The sequence below is a fragment of the Kineococcus siccus genome (assembly GCF_009906795.1).
GTDB lineage: Bacteria > Actinomycetota > Actinomycetes > Actinomycetales > Kineococcaceae > Kineococcus > Kineococcus siccus.
Map to the genome: position 1 here is coordinate 1 of NZ_JAAALN010000107.1, position 14577 is coordinate 14577.

Annotated in this window: 13 protein-coding genes; 3 read left to right on the top strand and 10 right to left on the bottom strand. The window is 76.2% G+C overall.

Going from position 1 to position 14577, the window contains the following annotated elements; translation table 11 throughout:
• On the bottom strand, window positions 1-711 hold a 711-nt coding region (locus GTR02_RS12780), incomplete at its 3' end, for a glycosyltransferase family 9 protein (RefSeq protein ID WP_240895619.1).
• A 176-nt stretch (window positions 712-887) separates the two neighbouring features.
• On the opposite strand from GTR02_RS12780, the gene GTR02_RS12785 reads away from it, so the two are divergent.
• Both GTR02_RS12785 and GTR02_RS12790 read left to right on the top strand, forming a co-directional pair.
• Complete coding sequence (locus GTR02_RS12785) at window positions 888-2267, top strand: D-arabinono-1,4-lactone oxidase (RefSeq protein ID WP_166607882.1); 1380 nt, start codon at window positions 888-890, stop codon at window positions 2265-2267.
• Between the two features lie 86 nt (window positions 2268-2353).
• Entirely contained in the window at window positions 2354-3205 is an 852-nt protein-coding gene (locus GTR02_RS12790; protein WP_166607883.1) for a glycosyltransferase family 8 protein, read from the top strand.
• On the opposite strand, the gene GTR02_RS12795 is transcribed toward GTR02_RS12790, so the two are convergent.
• The 5 genes from GTR02_RS12795 to GTR02_RS12815 are packed head-to-tail and all read right to left on the bottom strand — an operon-like array spanning window position 3202 to window position 8564.
• Window positions 3202-4200 (bottom strand): ABC-2 transporter permease, encoded by a 999-nt coding sequence (locus GTR02_RS12795; protein ID WP_166607884.1) that lies wholly within the window; start codon window positions 4198-4200, stop codon window positions 3202-3204. The two genes, GTR02_RS12790 and GTR02_RS12795, sit on opposite strands and share 4 nt — an antisense overlap.
• A 54-nt stretch (window positions 4201-4254) precedes the next feature.
• Window positions 4255-5106, bottom strand: a complete 852-nt coding sequence (locus tag GTR02_RS12800; protein WP_166607885.1) for a methyltransferase domain-containing protein — start codon at window positions 5104-5106, stop codon at window positions 4255-4257.
• 29 nt (window positions 5107-5135) lie between these two features.
• Window positions 5136-5975, bottom strand: coding sequence for a transglutaminase family protein (locus GTR02_RS12805; RefSeq protein ID WP_205709180.1), 840 nt, complete (start codon window positions 5973-5975; stop codon window positions 5136-5138).
• Window positions 5975-6919, bottom strand: coding sequence for an alpha-E domain-containing protein (locus GTR02_RS12810; protein ID WP_166607886.1), 945 nt, complete (start codon window positions 6917-6919; stop codon window positions 5975-5977). The genes GTR02_RS12805 and GTR02_RS12810 overlap by 1 nt, the downstream gene beginning before the upstream one ends.
• A gap of 58 nt (window positions 6920-6977) precedes the next feature.
• On the bottom strand, window positions 6978-8564 hold the full coding sequence (locus GTR02_RS12815; RefSeq protein ID WP_166607887.1) for a circularly permuted type 2 ATP-grasp protein: 1587 nt from the start codon (window positions 8562-8564) through the stop codon (window positions 6978-6980).
• A 244-nt stretch (window positions 8565-8808) separates the two neighbouring features.
• On the opposite strand from GTR02_RS12815, the gene rpsT reads away from it, so the two are divergent.
• Complete coding sequence (gene rpsT, locus GTR02_RS24470) at window positions 8809-9069, top strand: 30S ribosomal protein S20 (protein WP_166607888.1); 261 nt, start codon at window positions 8809-8811, stop codon at window positions 9067-9069.
• Between the two features lie 69 nt (window positions 9070-9138).
• On the opposite strand, the gene holA is transcribed toward rpsT, so the two are convergent.
• From holA to GTR02_RS12840, 4 genes are all read right to left on the bottom strand, one after another.
• Window positions 9139-10203 (bottom strand): DNA polymerase III subunit delta, encoded by a 1065-nt coding sequence (holA, locus tag GTR02_RS12825; protein WP_205709181.1) that lies wholly within the window; start codon window positions 10201-10203, stop codon window positions 9139-9141.
• Window positions 10204-10273: 70 nt separating this feature from the next.
• A complete protein-coding gene (locus GTR02_RS12830; RefSeq protein ID WP_166607889.1) occupies window positions 10274-12730 on the bottom strand; it encodes a ComEC/Rec2 family competence protein in 2457 nt (818 codons plus the stop codon).
• The gene (locus GTR02_RS24475; RefSeq protein ID WP_205709182.1) at window positions 12727-13746 is read right to left on the bottom strand and encodes an SLBB domain-containing protein; all 1020 of its coding nucleotides are present in this window, start codon (window positions 13744-13746) and stop codon (window positions 12727-12729) included. Before GTR02_RS24475 ends, GTR02_RS12830 begins: the two co-directional genes overlap by 4 nt.
• A 65-nt stretch (window positions 13747-13811) precedes the next feature.
• Window positions 13812-14577 (bottom strand): squalene cyclase (locus GTR02_RS12840; RefSeq protein WP_166607890.1); only part of this gene is annotated, 766 nt, incomplete at its 5' end.

A 14577-nucleotide genomic window follows, 5' to 3' on the forward strand; every position in this document is an offset into this window, starting at 1 on the left:
CGTGACGACGACCCGCCAGCCGGCGGCGGCGAGCGCCGCGACGGACGCGGCCGCGACGTCGGGGTGGGGGGCCCGCGCGGGCACGGACGCCCCCGGGTGGACCACGACGACGCGGCCGGCCGCGAGGTCGTCGCCCAGCTCGGCCGCCAGCTCGGCCGGCAGGGGCGGGAGCGGGTGGCGCAGGGTCATCCGCGGGTCGGCGGGCACGGCCCGGCCCGACGCGGCGACGAGGCCCAGGCTGGCCACGACCTCGTGCTCGCCGCCCGTGCCGTCGGGCGGGCCGGGGCGGCGGTGGCGCAGGTCCAGCAGGCTCCCCGGGTAGTCGTCGCTCGCCGCGATGACGCGCGGCACCCCCGCCAGGCGGGCCAGCAGCGCCATGGGCAGCGGGCTCTGGTGGTAGGAGGTGAACACGACCACCTCGTCGTAGGCCCGCTCGCGCAGGGTCTGCACCAGCGCCTCGAGCGGCGCGGCGTCGGGCGCGGGCGGCCGGTAGCCGGACCACGGGACGTCGGCGACGAGGACCTCCTCGACCCCCGGCAGCAACCGGGCGGCGGCCGCGCCGGGCGGGGCGGCGAGCAGGTCCACGCGCTCGGCGGCCACGCCGTCCGGGCCGCGGCCCAGCGCCGCGACGGCCGGGCCGGTCATGAGGACGTCGCCGTCGCTGTCGAGCCGGACCGCGAGGACGCGCGGGCCGCTGTGGGTGGTCTGCACACCGCCGTTCTAGCCGAGTGCACCGACACGAGCGCACCGGGGCCACCCGACCGCGGTGCGATGTGCGTCACCTTCGCGTCTCGGGCGGCGCTCTCCGCGCAGGTTCGGGTTAGGTTCTCGTTGCCTTTCGGCGTTCGTCCCCGCCCATCGGATCTGGTGAACGTGAGGAGTTGCCGATGGCCGTCACCGTGACCGCCTACCCCCGCCGCAGCACGGAGCTCGACGACGGCACCGAGCTCTGGAACTGGGCCGGGAACGCGACGCTCGGTCGCAGCGCCGCCCTCAGTTCCCCCGGCACCGAGGAGGAGCTGCGCGCGGCCGTCACGTCGGGCGGCGGCCGCCTCCGCCTGATCGGTTCCCGCATGTCCTCCGGCCGCATGCTGCGGGCCGCGGCCGAGGGCGACCGCCTCCTCGACACGCGCCGGTTGCGGGGTCTGCTGTCCGCCGGCCCGGACACCGCGACGTTCGCGGGCGGCACCCCGCTGCAGGAGGTCTACGACGTCCTCTCGGCGTCGGGCCGCGTGCTCCCGTCGTCCCCCGGCGTCATCGCGTCGCAGACGCTCGCGGGCGCCCTCGCCACGGGGACGCACGGGCAGGGCCTGCGGCAGGGTTCCATCGCCGACGCCGCGCTCGGCATCCGCATGGTCCTGGCCGACGGCTCCGTCGCGGAGTTCGACCGCGACCACCCCTCGTTCGGCGCCGTCCAGCTCGGCCTCGGCGTGCTGGGCGCCGTCAGCGCGGTGACGCTGCAGACCGTGCCGAGCCCCGTCTACAGCTGCCACAAGGACGCCGTCAGCGCGGACGACCTCGGAACCCGGCTGACGGCGTGGAACCGCGAGAACGCCCTGAGCAAGGCGTGGTGGTTCCCCGGGGAGAACCTCGTGCACGTGTGGACCGCGCAGGAGGCCGGCCCCGCGGAGGCACGCGCCTACCGCGACGGTGGCGGACAGCTCGTGACGCGCGCCGAGACGAGCGACGCCATGAACCGCACGATCGACGCCACGCTCACCAACATGCGCGGCGACACGCGGATCACCGACGTGAACGGCAAGCCGTACCGCACGGTGAACAGGTTCAAGGACTTCTCCGACGTGACGGGCGACGTCTACCAGGTGTTCTGCCGCGGGATCGCCACCCCGCAGATCAACGTCGAGATCGCCGTCCCGCTGGCCCGGGTCGACGACGTGGTGACGGTGCTGAAGGAGTGGCACGCGCGCACGAACCCGCACATGCACTACCCGGTCATCCTGCGCTGCACCGGTCCCTCCTCCGCCTGGCTCAGCCCGGCGCACGAGCAGGAGACGTGCTACTTCGGCTTCGTCGTGTACTACGCCGAGGACGGGACGCTGTCGGCCGGCGGCATGGACTTCCTGCGCGCCGTGGAGGAGGTGCTGGCCGTCGAGGGTGGCCGGCCGCACTGGGGCAAGTACTTCGAGGAACCCCTGTACGACTGGCCGGCGCTGTACCCCCGGTGGGACGACTTCCGCCGCGTGCGCGACCAGCTCGACCCGCAGCACCGGTTCGCCAACACCTTCACCGACGCGCTGTTCGCCTGAGCGCACGCCGCCCGTCACCACCGCCCGTCCGCACCACCCGACCGCTCGACGCACGACCGACTCCCGAGAACACGAGGAGACCACCGATGAAGGCGTGGGCCACGCTGCTGACGCAACCGGACTACCTGGTGGGGGTGCGCGTCCTGCACGCCTCGCTGCGCCGCTCCGGCACCGAGCACCCGCTGGTGGTGATGGTCACGCCCGACATCGACGCGGCGGCCCGCCGGACGCTGACCGACGACGGGTGCCTGGTCCGCGAGGTCGAGCCCCTGCGTCCCGACAGCCACCTCGAGGCGAGCTACGCCAACGCGAGGTTCGCCGAGGTCTGGACGAAGCTGGCGTCCTGGAGCCTGGTGGAGTTCGAGCGCCTCGTCGTGCTGGACGCCGACATGCTGGTCGTGGCCGGGATGGACGAGCTGTTCACCCTCGAACTGCCCGCGGGCGGCCCGGCGGCGTGCCACGCGTGCCGCTGCAACCCCAACCGGATCGCGAGCTACCCCGCGAGCTGGACACCCGCGAACTGCTTCTACACCCACTGCCGGGGCGTCGAGCACACCGAGGAACCGGACGTCGTGGACAGCTACTTCAACGGCGGGTTCCTCGTGCTCGAGCCGGACGCCGGCGTCTTCGAGGCGTTGCTGGCCCGGTTGCGGGGGCTCACGGACCTCACGCGGTACCAGTTCGCCGAGCAGGACTTCCTCAACGAGTTCTTCGCGGGCCGGTGGCGGCCGCTGCCCTACGTCTACAACGCGCTGAAGACCCTGCCGCACCAGCACCCGGCGCTGTGGGACGTCCGGCAGGTGAAGAACGTGCACTACATCATCGACAAGCCCTGGGAGGGGCGGACGGAACCCGGCAGCCGCTACCACGAGCTGCACGAGTGGTGGTGGGCGGTCGCCGACCAGGTCGTGCCCGCGGCCCCCGTCGCGATCGGCTAGTCGGCCGCCCCCGGGCTCGTCCCGCGCCGTCGGCAGACGAGCAGCAGGGCGGCGAGGCACGCGAGCGCCCAGACCAGCAGGACCAGACGAGGACCCCAGCGCTCCGTGTCGGGGAAGTACGCGGCGGCGCGCAGCGCGCTGACCGTCGCCCCCGACGGCAGCCACTCGTGCAGGACCGCGAAGGGCTGCGGAAGCAGGCCCGGGGAGACCGCGCCGCCGGAGGACGTGTTGCCGAGCAGCACGAAGACCGTCCAGGTCGGCAGCACGGCCCAGGGGCCGATCAGCACGGCCATCGTCCCCGCGAAGGTCGAGGCCGTGGCCATCTGCAGGCCCAGCGCCCACCAGGTCTCGACGAAGGGCAGCGGCAGGCCCAGGAGGCCGTCGACCGCGACGACGATCAGCAGGCTGCCCAGCGCGGCGAGGGCGCCGGTGGCGACGAGCCACTGGCGCAGGTCGAGGGGCCGGGCGTTGGCGCGCAGCTGGAACGTGCCGACGAAGCCGATGATCGTGGCCGCGATCGTCACGTAGAACACCGAGAGCCCCGACGGGTCGGACGCGGGCAGCGGGTGCAGGTCGGTCGTGGTCAGCCGGGTGCGCGTCGTCTGCTGAGCGGTCGCGGACGCCTGCGCGAGGACGCGCGTGACCGACGCGCCCGAGGCGCTCGAGGTCTCCAGCCGCACCGCGCCGTCGTCGCCGACGACCACCACCGCGTACAGCTCCTGCAGCTCCACGGCGCGCTGCGCGGCCTGCGCCGTCGGGAAGCCGGTCAGGACGAGCCCGTGCTGCGTCGCCTCGTCCAGCGCCCGGACGTACGGGGCCTGCGCGGCGTCGGGACCGACGACGCCGACGGCGATCGCGCGCGCCGTCGGGCGCCCGAGCGCGTCGAGGTAGAACGACGCGAACACCGCGCCCATGAGCGCGGCCACCAGCACGACGAGGGCGGCGTTGAGCGACGACGAGTGGCACCGGAGTCGACGCAGGTTCGGGCGCGGCACGCGTCGAGGGTAGGGACGGCGGCCCCGCCCGGCGCGCCGAGCGCCGGACCGCGGCTACCGCCACACGTCGAGGTCGACGTCGGGCATGCGCTCCGTGAACAGGCCCTCGCAGGCTGCTCTCGTCAGCAGGTCGCGCAGCTCGGCGTCGACGTCGGCCAGCCGGTCGCCGAACAGGGCGGGCGCCGCGCTGGACAGGGAGTGGACGGCGTCGAGGACCTGCTCGACGGTCCGCGTCGCGGTCTCGCCCGGCACGGTGAGGCGCTGCGGTCCGCGGAACCCGGCCGCCCGGTACAGGACCGCCTCGCCACCGCCGCCGATCGCCGGGCGGAACCCCCGGCCGGCGCGCGGCCGCGCCCCGAGGTGGCGCTCGACGAGCGCCGTCACCTCCGCCCAGGGCGGCCGCGGGAAGGGCGCCGCCCCGCCGTCCTCGGTCCCGCGGTGGGTCTCGGCGTGCACGTGCACGACGGCGCCCCCGGGCCGCAGGAGCCCCCGGACGGCAGGCAGGACGCGCGCGCCGTCCATCCAGTGCAGCGACTGCGCGAACGTCACGACGTCCACGGCGGGCAGGTCGCCCGACAGCTCCTCGGCCCGCAGCAGCCGCCACGCGGTGCCCTCGAGCCGCTGCGCGCGGGCCAGCCGGGCCGCCTCGGCGAGCATGTCCGGGTCGGCGTCGACACCGATCGCCCGGCCCACGTGCGGGGCGAGGAGCAGCGTCAGCGACCCCGGCCCGCACCCGACGTCGAGCAGGGTCTGGGAGCCGTCCAGCCCGAGCGCGCCCACGAGGGCCTCGACGACCCCGGGGCCGTAGGGCACCCGGCCCGCCGCGTAGTGCCGGGCGCTGCCCGCGTACAGCGTCGGGTCCCACGTCCAGCCCGCGTCCCCGGCCGGGTCGCCGCCACCGCTCACGGGACCAGCCTGCCCGGGGACCGTCGCGCTCAGGCGACGCGCGTCACGGCGACGCTCGCCCGCACGGTCGACGTCGGCCCGGAGTACACGCCGCGCAGCGGGCTGACGTCGGAGTAGTCGCGGGCCCGGGCGACCACGACGTGCCGGTCGCCGATGGGGATGTCGTTGGTCGGGTCCCAGCCCGTCCACTCCCCGTCGAAGAAGTCGATCCACGCGTGGCTCTCCCCCGCGACCTCGACGTTCAGCTCCGGCTCGCGCCGCGGGTGCAGGTACCCGGAGACGTAGCGGGCGGGGATGCCCAGCTCCCGCAGCCCGGCGAGCGCCAGGTGCGCGAGGTCCTGGCAGACGCCGCTGCGCTGCGCCCACGACTCCGCGGCCGTCGCCTGCACCCCCGTCGCGCCCGGCACGTACTTGACCTCCTCGCGGACCCACGAGCAGACGCGGTGCGCCGCCTCGCGGGGGTCGGCGCCCGCGGTGATCTCGTGCAGGTGCTCGGCGAAGCCCTCGGACGGCGGCACGGTGCGGGGCGTCTGCGTGAGGTGCTCGACGTGCAGGTCGAGGACCTCGTCGCCGCGCAGCCGCTCCCAGGAGGCGACCTCGTGCGCCGGGCGCAGCGGGCGGTCGACCTCGACGAGGCTGCTCGCCGTGGTCACCAGCTCGTGGTGGCGCGCGTGGATGTCGAACGCCGTGACGTGCGTGCCCCAGTAGTCCCAGTACCGGGAGATCGACGCCGCGGGGCTGACCTCGACCCGCGTGTCCAGGGCCGTCTGCTCGGGCGTCGTCAGGGGCGTCATGCGGGCCTCGTTGAACGACGCCCGCACGGGCCCCTCGTAGGTGTGCGTCGTGGTGTGCACGATCCGGTGGCGCATCAGGACCTCCCCGCCGTCCACGAGACCGCCCCGGCCATGGGGAAGAACCGTTCCGCGACCGCCTGCGACGCAGCCGAACACGCCTCCTGCACGGCACGCATCTGGGGGTGCAGGTCGCTGAGGAGCTGCTCGGAGCTCTGGAACTCCAGGCGGGTCCGGGCCTGCCCGATGATGCGCCGGGCGTCCTCGGCGTAGCCCACGCGGCGCTGCTGCGGGTCGATCGCGACGAGGCAGCTCTCCGCGACGTTCAGGGCGTTGACGACCGAGCGCGGGAAGAGGCGGTCCAGCAGCAGGAACTCCGCGGCGTGCTGCTCCCCCGCCGCGCCGGTGCTCGAGCCCTGGTAGGCGCGCAGGAACGCCTCGTACGCGCCGCACGAGCGCAGCAGCAGCGGCCACTGCGTGCCCGTGCCGCCGACCGCCCGCGTCGCGACGAGGCGCGCGGTCATGTCGGCGCGCTCCAGCGAGCGCCCCAGGACGAAGAACTGCCAGCTGTCGTCGCGGCTCATGGTCGCGTCGACCAGGCCGGAGACGACGGCCGTGCGCTCGCGGACCCAGGAGAAGAACCGGTGCGGGCTGGCGGAGCGCCACCGCCCGGACGCCAGGGCGTTCCACGTCGTGTTCAGGCTCTCCCACATGTCGGAGGAGACCGTCTCGCGCGCGCGGCGGGCGTTCTCGCGGGCCGCACCGAGGGCGCCCGTGATCGAGCTGGAGCTCACCGGGTCGTAGGCCAGCTTCTCCAGCAGCTCCCGGCGCCCCACCCGGCCGCCGCCCGGGTCCACCGTCGTCCCCATCACCGCGAGCAGTGACGTCGTGACGGCGTTCTCGTCGATCCACGGGTCCGCGAGGGTCCGTTCGACGTGGACGTCGAGGATGCGGGCGGTGGCGTCGGCGCGCTCGGTGTAGCGGCCGATCCAGAACAACGACTCCGCGATGCGGCTCAGCACGGGATGCGCCTCCTCGGGGTCCGGGTCGGGAACGGTCTGCGGGTCGTGCCGGCGGGCGTCACTGCTGCTGCTGGGCCTGGTCGCCGCCGGTGCCGGGGCCCGGGTCGGCGGCGTGGTTGCCGCCGGGGGCCAGGGGCAGGGGCAGCACGTCGTCCGCGACCGGTGGCGGCAGCAGCTCCTCGACGGGCTCGCCCACCGCCGCGAGCACCCAGGTGTCCTTCGACCCGCCGCCCTGGCTGGAGTTCACGACGAGCGAGCCCTCCCGCAGCGCCACCCGGGTCAGCCCGCCGGGCAGGACCCGCACCCGCCGGCCGTCGTTGACGGCGAAGGGCCGCAGGTCGACGTGGCGCGGGCGCAGGTGCTGCCCGGCGAGGGTCGGCACGGTCGAGAGGGCCACGACGGGCTGCGCGATCCAGCCGCGCGGGTCGGCGAGCACGCGCGTGCGCAGGTCGGCGATCTGCTCGGGCGTGGCGTCGGGGCAGACGACGAGGCCCTTGCCGCCGGAGCCGTCGACGGGCTTGACGACGAGCTCCTCGAGCCGGTCCATGGCCTCCTCGCGCTCGGCGGGGATCTCCAGCCGGTACGTGGGCACGTTGCCGAGGATCAGCTCCTCGCCCAGGTAGTACCGCGTCAGCGCGGGCACGTAGGTGTAGACGAGCTTGTCGTCGGCCACGCCGTTGCCGACGGCGTTGGCGATGCTCACCCCGCCGGCGCGCGCGGCGTTGAGGATGCCGGCGACGCCGAGGACGGAGCTGCGCTTGAAGTGCACCGGGTCGAGGAAGTCGTCGTCGACGCGGCGGTAGACGACGTCGACGCGGCGGTCGCCCGCCGTGGTGCGCATGTAGACGCGGTTGCCGCGGCAGACGAGGTCGCGGCCCTCGACGAGCTCGACGCCCATGGCGCGGGCCAGCAGGGAGTGCTCGAAGTAGGCGCTGTTGTAGACGCCGGGCGTCAGGACGACCACGGTCGGGTCGTCCACGCCCGACGGCGCCGCGGCCCGCAGGGCGGCGAGCAGGTGCTGCGGGTAGTCGGCGACCGGCTGGACGCGGTGGGCCTCGAAGGCCTCGGGCAGCACCTGCGTCATGGCCTGGCGGTTCTCCAGCACGTAGCTGACGCCGCTGGGCACCCGCACGTTGTCCTCGAGGACCTTGAAGTCGCCCGCCTCGTCGCGCACCAGGTCGATGCCCGCGACGTGGATGCGGATGCCACCGCCGGGCTCCACGCCCACGGCCGCGCGGTGGAAGTGGCTGGAGGAGGTGATGACCCGGCGCGGGACGACGCCGTCGCGCACGCACGCCATCGGCCCGTACACGTCGGCGAGGAACGCCTCCAGGACGCGAACCCGCTGCTGGACCCCCCGCTCGACGCGGCTCCAGCGCTCGGCCTCGATGAGGCGCGGGACCACGTCGAGCGGGAAGGGCCGCTCCTCGCCCGCGTAGTCGAAGGTGACGCCGCGGTCGAGGAAGGTCGCCGCCAGCTGGTCGGCGCGGGCGCGCAGCTCGGTGACCGGGATGTCCAGGAGCGTCGCGTGCAGCGCCGCCCACTCCTCGCGCGGCAGGCCCGCGGCGTCGAACATCTCGTCGGCGGCGCGGCCGGCGGCCGCACCCGCCGGGGCGTCGCGGTAGCCGTCGAAGACGTCGGACATGAGGCGCACGCTAGAGGACTCGACGTGTCGTCGGGGTTTCGGTGAGATCACGCCGGTGTTGCCCGGTGCCCGGCGGCGCTCGCGTCCGGCACGGCGCGCGAGCGCTGGTAACCTGGCTGCTGCCTTCGCCGTCCGCGCGCGGAGGTCACGGTCCCCGCCGTCACCCGGTGCCCCACGCCGGAGTCCCCGGTGGGCCAGACCGCCCTCTGACATCGACCGGCTCGACGACAAGGAAGCTCACGACGTGGCGAACATCAAGTCGCAGATCAAGCGCATCAAGACCAACGAGAAGGCCCGCCTGCGCAACAAGGCCGTGAAGTCGGAGCTGCGCACCGCGATCCGCCACTTCAAGGAGGCGGCCGCCAGCGGCGACGCCGAGAAGACGACCGCGGCGCTGCGCCTGGCGAGCAAGAAGCTCGACAAGGCCGTCAGCAAGGGCGTCATCCACAAGAACCAGGCGGCCAACCGCAAGTCCTCGATCGCCAAGGCCGCGGCCAAGGTCTGAGGTCAGCTGCTCCAGGAGGCCGGTCCCCGCGAGGGGGCCGGCCTCCGGTGCGTCCGGGCGCGTTGCAGCTCAGCGGGTGCGGGCCTCGGCCGTCACCCGGACGGCCCGCTCGACGGCGTACTCCCCGTCCTCGGCACCGCCCTTGACGGCGTGGTCGGCGGCCGCGACGGCGAGCAGCGCCCGCGCCAGGCCCTCGGGCTCGACGTGCTGCAGCTCGCGACGCGCCCGGTCCACGAGCCACGGCGCCATGCCGAGGTCGCGGGCCACGTCGGCGGACTTGCCCCGGCCCGCCGAGGCCACCTTCGCCAGGGTCCGCAGCCGCGAGGCGAGCGCGGCGACGACGACGACGCCGGGGACCCCGGTGGCCGCGGCGTGCCGGGTGAGGGCGAGCGCCGCCCCGGCGTGACCGTCGATCGCGGCGTCCGCCACCTCGAAGCCCGTCGCCTCCCGGCGCCCGCCGTGGTACCGGTCGACGTCGGCCTCGGTGATCGTGCCGTCGGTGTCGGACAGCAGCTGGTCGACGGCGGCGGCCATCTCCCCCAGGTCGCTGCCGACGGCGTGCACCAGCGCCCGCGCCGCGTCCACGTCGATGCGCCGGCGCACGCGGCGCACGTCGGCGATGACGAAGTCGACCTTGTCCTGGTCGCGCTTGAGGGGCTGGCAGGCCACCTCGACGCTGCCGCGGGTGGCGCGGGCGCCGTCGAGGACCTTCTTCGCGCGGTTGCCGCCGCGGTGGCGCAGCACCAGCACGACGGCGTCGGAGGGGTCGGGCAGGTAGCCGAGCACGTCGTCGACGAACGCGTCCGTGGCCGCGTCGACGCCGTCCACCACGACCAGCGAGCGCTCCTCGAACAGCGACGGCGACGTCCAGGTCGACAGCTGGCCGGCCTGGTAGCCGGCGGCGGCGACGTCGGTGCGCTCGAACGCCGGGTCCGCGGCCCGCAGGTTCGCGATCAGCGACTGCAGCGCCCGGTCGGCGAGGTGGTCCTCGGACCCGGTGAGGAGGACCACGGGGGCGAGCGGGACGTCGTGCGGGTCGACCGCGGTGACCAGCGACTTCAGGGCGGTCTTCGCCGCCGCCTTGGCGGGCGCGGCCTTCCTCGCGGCAGGTGAGGCGGTGGTTCGGGCGGGCACGGCGACAGCCTGCCACCCGCGCCCGACAACCCCGGCACCCCGCGCCCGACGAGAGAGCGGCACCCGCGGGTCACCCCACCCCGTAGCGGTCGCGGCGCGCGGCGTCGCGCGGGTCGGAGCCCCGCACCACCGTCCGCAGGGCCTGCGCGGTGCCGGCCACCGCGAGGTCGCCGTCGCGGTCGGTGCGCAGCGTCCGGGCGCCGACCGCGTCCAGCACCGACAGCGCCTCGGGCGAGGGGTGGCCGTAGTCGTTGGCCGCGCCCACCTCGACCAGCGCGACCCGCGGCCGCGCCGCCTCGTAGAGCCGCGGGTCCTGCCGCGCGGACCCGTGGTGGGCGACCTTGACGACGTCGACCCGCGCCCCGCCCGGCCAGCGCGGCGACGTCGCCGCCAGCCGCGCCTGCGCCCCCGTCTCCAGGTCGCCCGTCAGCAGCACCCGGACGCCGCCGACGTCGGCCAGCACCACGAGGCTGGAGTCGTTGACCTCCGAGGAGTCCGGCGAGGTGAGCTCCGCGACCCCCGCGGGCGGCCACAGCACCGTCCAGGACACCGCCCCCGCCCGCCCCGACGTGCCGGCGCTCGCCACCTCCAGCCGCGCGCCGGCGTCGTCGAGCGCGGCGCGGAGCCCGTCCTCCACCGCACCGGGCGGTTGCAGCGGCGACGTCCACACGCGCCCCACCGACCGGCCCGCGAGCGCGCCGGCCAGACCGTCGACGTGGTCGGCGTGCAGGTGGGAGAGCAGGACCGCGTCCAGCCGCCGCACCCCCAGCCGGTCCAGGCACCCGTCGACCAGCTCACCGTCCGGGCCGGCGTCCACCAGCACCGCCGAGTCCGGGCCCGAGCGCAGGAGGAGGGCGTCGCCCTGCCCGACGTCGCACCCCACGACCAGCCAGTCGGGAACGGGCCACGGGCCCGCCGGGGCGCCGCTGCGCACGGTGCACCGCGTCAGCAGGACCGCCAGCAGCACCACGACCACCAGCCCCGCGACCGTGCGCCGGGCCCCCAGCCGCCGCCACAGCGGCGGGAGCGAGACGACGAGGACGAGCACGAGCACGGTGAGGCCGGCGAGCAGCGCCGCCCCGCGCACCCCCGACGGCAGCGGGACCGACGTGGGCAGGGACGCGGCGGACCGCGCGACGAGGGCTATCCACTGCGCCGCCAGCCCTGCGGGCCACACGAGGACCGAGGCCGCCCCCGGCCACGGCACCGCCACCACGGTCGCGGTGAGCCCGAGCACGGTGGCGGGGGCCACGGCGGGCGCGACGACGACGTTCGCGGGGACGGCCAGCAGGTTCACCGACGGCTGCAGCAGGGCGACCACCGGACCGCACACCGCCTGCGCCGCCGTCGGGACGGCCACCGCGAACGCCGCCCACCGCGGCCAGCCGGCCCGCACCAGCCGCTCCGCCCACGGACGGGCCAGCAGCAGCAGCGCCAGCGTCGCGAGCACCGACAGCACGAACCCGTACTGCCGCGACAGCCACGGGTCCACCACCAGCAGCACCACGACGGCCCCGAAGAGCACCGGCGCCCCTCGGGAGGGTCGCCCCGCGAAGACGCCCACGAGGCCGATCCCGCCCATCACCGCGGCCCGCAGCACGCTGGGTTCCGGCCGCGCCAGCACCACGAAACCCGCGAGCCCGGCCCCGGCGAGCACCAGCCGCGTGCGCCGCCCGGCCCCCAGCCACCCCGCCAGCGCGACGAGCGCGCCGACCACGAGCGTGGTGTTCGAGCCGCTGACCGCGGTGAGGTGCGTGAGACCCACGGCCCGCATCGCGGCCTCGAGGTCGGGCGGCAGGAGCGAGGTGTCGCCGACGACGAGGCCGGGCAGCAGGCCCCGCGCGTCGGCGGGCAGCCCGGCGCACGCGGCCCGCAACCCCGCCCGCAGGCGCTCGGCGGCGCGGTGCACGGGACCGCTGTCCTGCAGCCGTTCCGGTGGCCCGGCCAGCAGCAGCAGCGCCCGGACGCGGTCGCCGGGCTCGGTGGCCGCGAGCCTGCCCCGCAGCCGCACGCGGGTGCCCGGCTCCGCGCGCTGCCAGTCGGCGGCGTCCGCGAGGACCAGGACGGGGGTGGCGACCGCGGCGGTGGTCCCGCGCGCCGTCGCACGGCTCAGCTCGACGTCGACGACCACGCGTGCCGGCGCGTCCGGCCGGGGGGCCGGCACCCGCCGGGGGTCGGAGCGCACCTCGGCCACCGCGTCGACCGTCGCCCCCGCGGCCGCCCAGTCGCCCACCGGTCCGGTGCGGGCCAGGGCGAGCTGGCCGAGCGCGGCGAGCAGCACCACGGCGACGGCGACGCTGCTCAGCAGCACCAGACCGCCCCGGCCGCGGCGACGCAGATGCACGGCGGCCAGGACGGCCACCCCCGTCGTCACCGCGACCCCGATCAGGACGACCGCCGTCGCCGCGGTGACGGCCCACGCCGCCGCGGCCCAGGCGAGCAGCGCCGGAGGCAGCAGCCGCAGGTCCAGGGACGGCCGCGCCGGGGTCGTCGCAGGGGAGGTCGCGCCGGGCGCGGGCGCGCTCACACGCGCACCAGCGGTCGCAGCCCGTCCAGCAGCTTGGGCCCGATGCCCTGCACCTCGCCGAGCTCCTCGACGTCGTTGAAGCGGCGGTGCTCGGTGCGCCAGGCGAGGATGCGCCCCGCCAGCACCTCCCCCACGCCGGGCAGTCCGTCCAGGTCGTCCTCCGTGGCCGCGTTGAGGTCCAGCGGCCCCGCGGCGGCCCCACCGGCCCCGTCGCCGCGGCCTCCGTCGGCGAGGGGACCCGCCGGGGCGGGCGCCGCCGCGACCACTTCGCCCGGGGCCGGGACGAGGACCTGCTCACCGTCGACGAGCGGCCGGGCGAGGTTGACGCGGTCGAGGTCCGCCGCCTCGGTGGCTCCCCCGACCGCCGCCAGCGCCTCGGCCACCCGGCTGCCCGCGGGCAGGGTCACGACGCCCGGGTTCGCGACCTGCCCGGCCACGTGGACGACGACGCCTGCCGCCGGCGAGACCGCGGGCTCCCCCGGCGACGGCGACTGCGCCGGGGCCGGCGCTCCGGCGGGAGACGCCGACCCCCCGGGCTCCCCGGCGGCCGACGACACCGCGACCGGGTCGGTGCGGGGCGGCACCGCCTGACCCGCGACGACTCCCGACGGCCGGGGCCAGCTGAGCACCGCGGCCACCACCAGCCCCAGCGCGACCAGCCCCGCCACCACGACGGCGCCGCGCGCCGCGGACCGCCCGACGCGCCAGCGCAGCGCCCGCACCCCGGGCGGCACCCGGTCCGCTGCCCGCTGCCGCACCTCCTCCCGCCACGGGGCGATCCCGGCCCGGTGCCGCGCCCCGGCGCCCGCCGCCTCCCGCGGGTCCTCGTCGTCGACCGCGTCCAGGTCGTCCGTCTCGTCCGTCTCGTCTCGTCCGTCCGTGCCGGCCGGCGCGAACGGATCGGCGTTCCCGAGCGGGTCCCGGCCCGGCCCGCGCCGCCACTGCCGACGCGCCAGCTCCCGCGCGTCGACGTGCTGCGGCGCAGCGGGACGCGACCACGACGGGGAGTTCGGCACACCGGGACGCTAGGCCGCCGACGGCCACCGGAACCGGCGTCGCCCAGGACGGTGGACAGCGGGGGTCAGCCGCCGCCTGTGGACCCCGCGGCGACCGAGGGGCTCGCCGAGGCGCGGTCCCACCAGTCCAGGACCCGCGTGCCGTGCAGGGTGAGCCAGGGCGAGGGGGCGCCGGGCGCGACGTCGACCTCGAACCAGACCTCTCCCGCGTGCCGGGTCTGCTGCCGCCACGTCCCGTCGGCCTGCCGCGCGTCGCGGACCACGGCGACGGCGTCCGCCAGCCGGGGGTCGGGGGCGGTGCCGTCGAGCAGCGCCGCCGCCCGGAAGTGCTCCAGCGCGGGCAGCGCGGCGTAGGGCCAGCGGTAGGGGTGGGCGAACGTCGTGACCCACGGCCCGACCAGCTCGCCCGTCGACCGCCGGCGCAGCAGCCGCCGCTCGAGCAGGTACTCCTCGCCCGCGTGGCGGGCGGCGCGCAGGTCGTCCGTGCCGCCCGTGAGGACCTCGTGCGCCAGGAGCCCGCGCAGGACGTTGAGCGTGGAGTGGAACGAGGACCGCGTCGACCCCTCGACCCACGCGCAGTTCCAGCCGCCGTCGGCGAGGCGGTGCTCCGGGAACCACCGCACGAGCGCCGCCACGTCGGCGCCGAGCCACGCCCCGTCGGCCAGGGTCATCGCGTTGATGCAGCAGTCCACCTCGCCACCCCAGTAGGGCAGGTCGTCGTACTCCCAGCGGCAGTTCGCGGCGAGGAGCGCCGCCGTGCCGGTCAGGGCGGCGGCGTCGAGCCCCCACTCCCGCAGGGTCGTGAGGGTCCACGTCGTCGCCGTCCACGGT

Bases quoted from the DNA above. Each gene is read 5' to 3' on its own strand.
- GTR02_RS12805 (WP_205709180.1), bottom strand. From the start codon at position 5,975: ATGCGCCACCGGATCGTGCACACCACGACGCACACCTACGAGGGGCCC.
- GTR02_RS12815 (WP_166607887.1), bottom strand. From the start codon at position 8,564: ATGTCCGACGTCTTCGACGGCTACCGCGACGCCCCGGCGGGTGCGGCC.
- GTR02_RS12790 (WP_166607883.1), top strand. From the start codon at position 2,354: ATGAAGGCGTGGGCCACGCTGCTGACGCAACCGGACTACCTGGTGGGG.
- GTR02_RS12785 (WP_166607882.1), top strand. From the start codon at position 888: ATGGCCGTCACCGTGACCGCCTACCCCCGCCGCAGCACGGAGCTCGAC.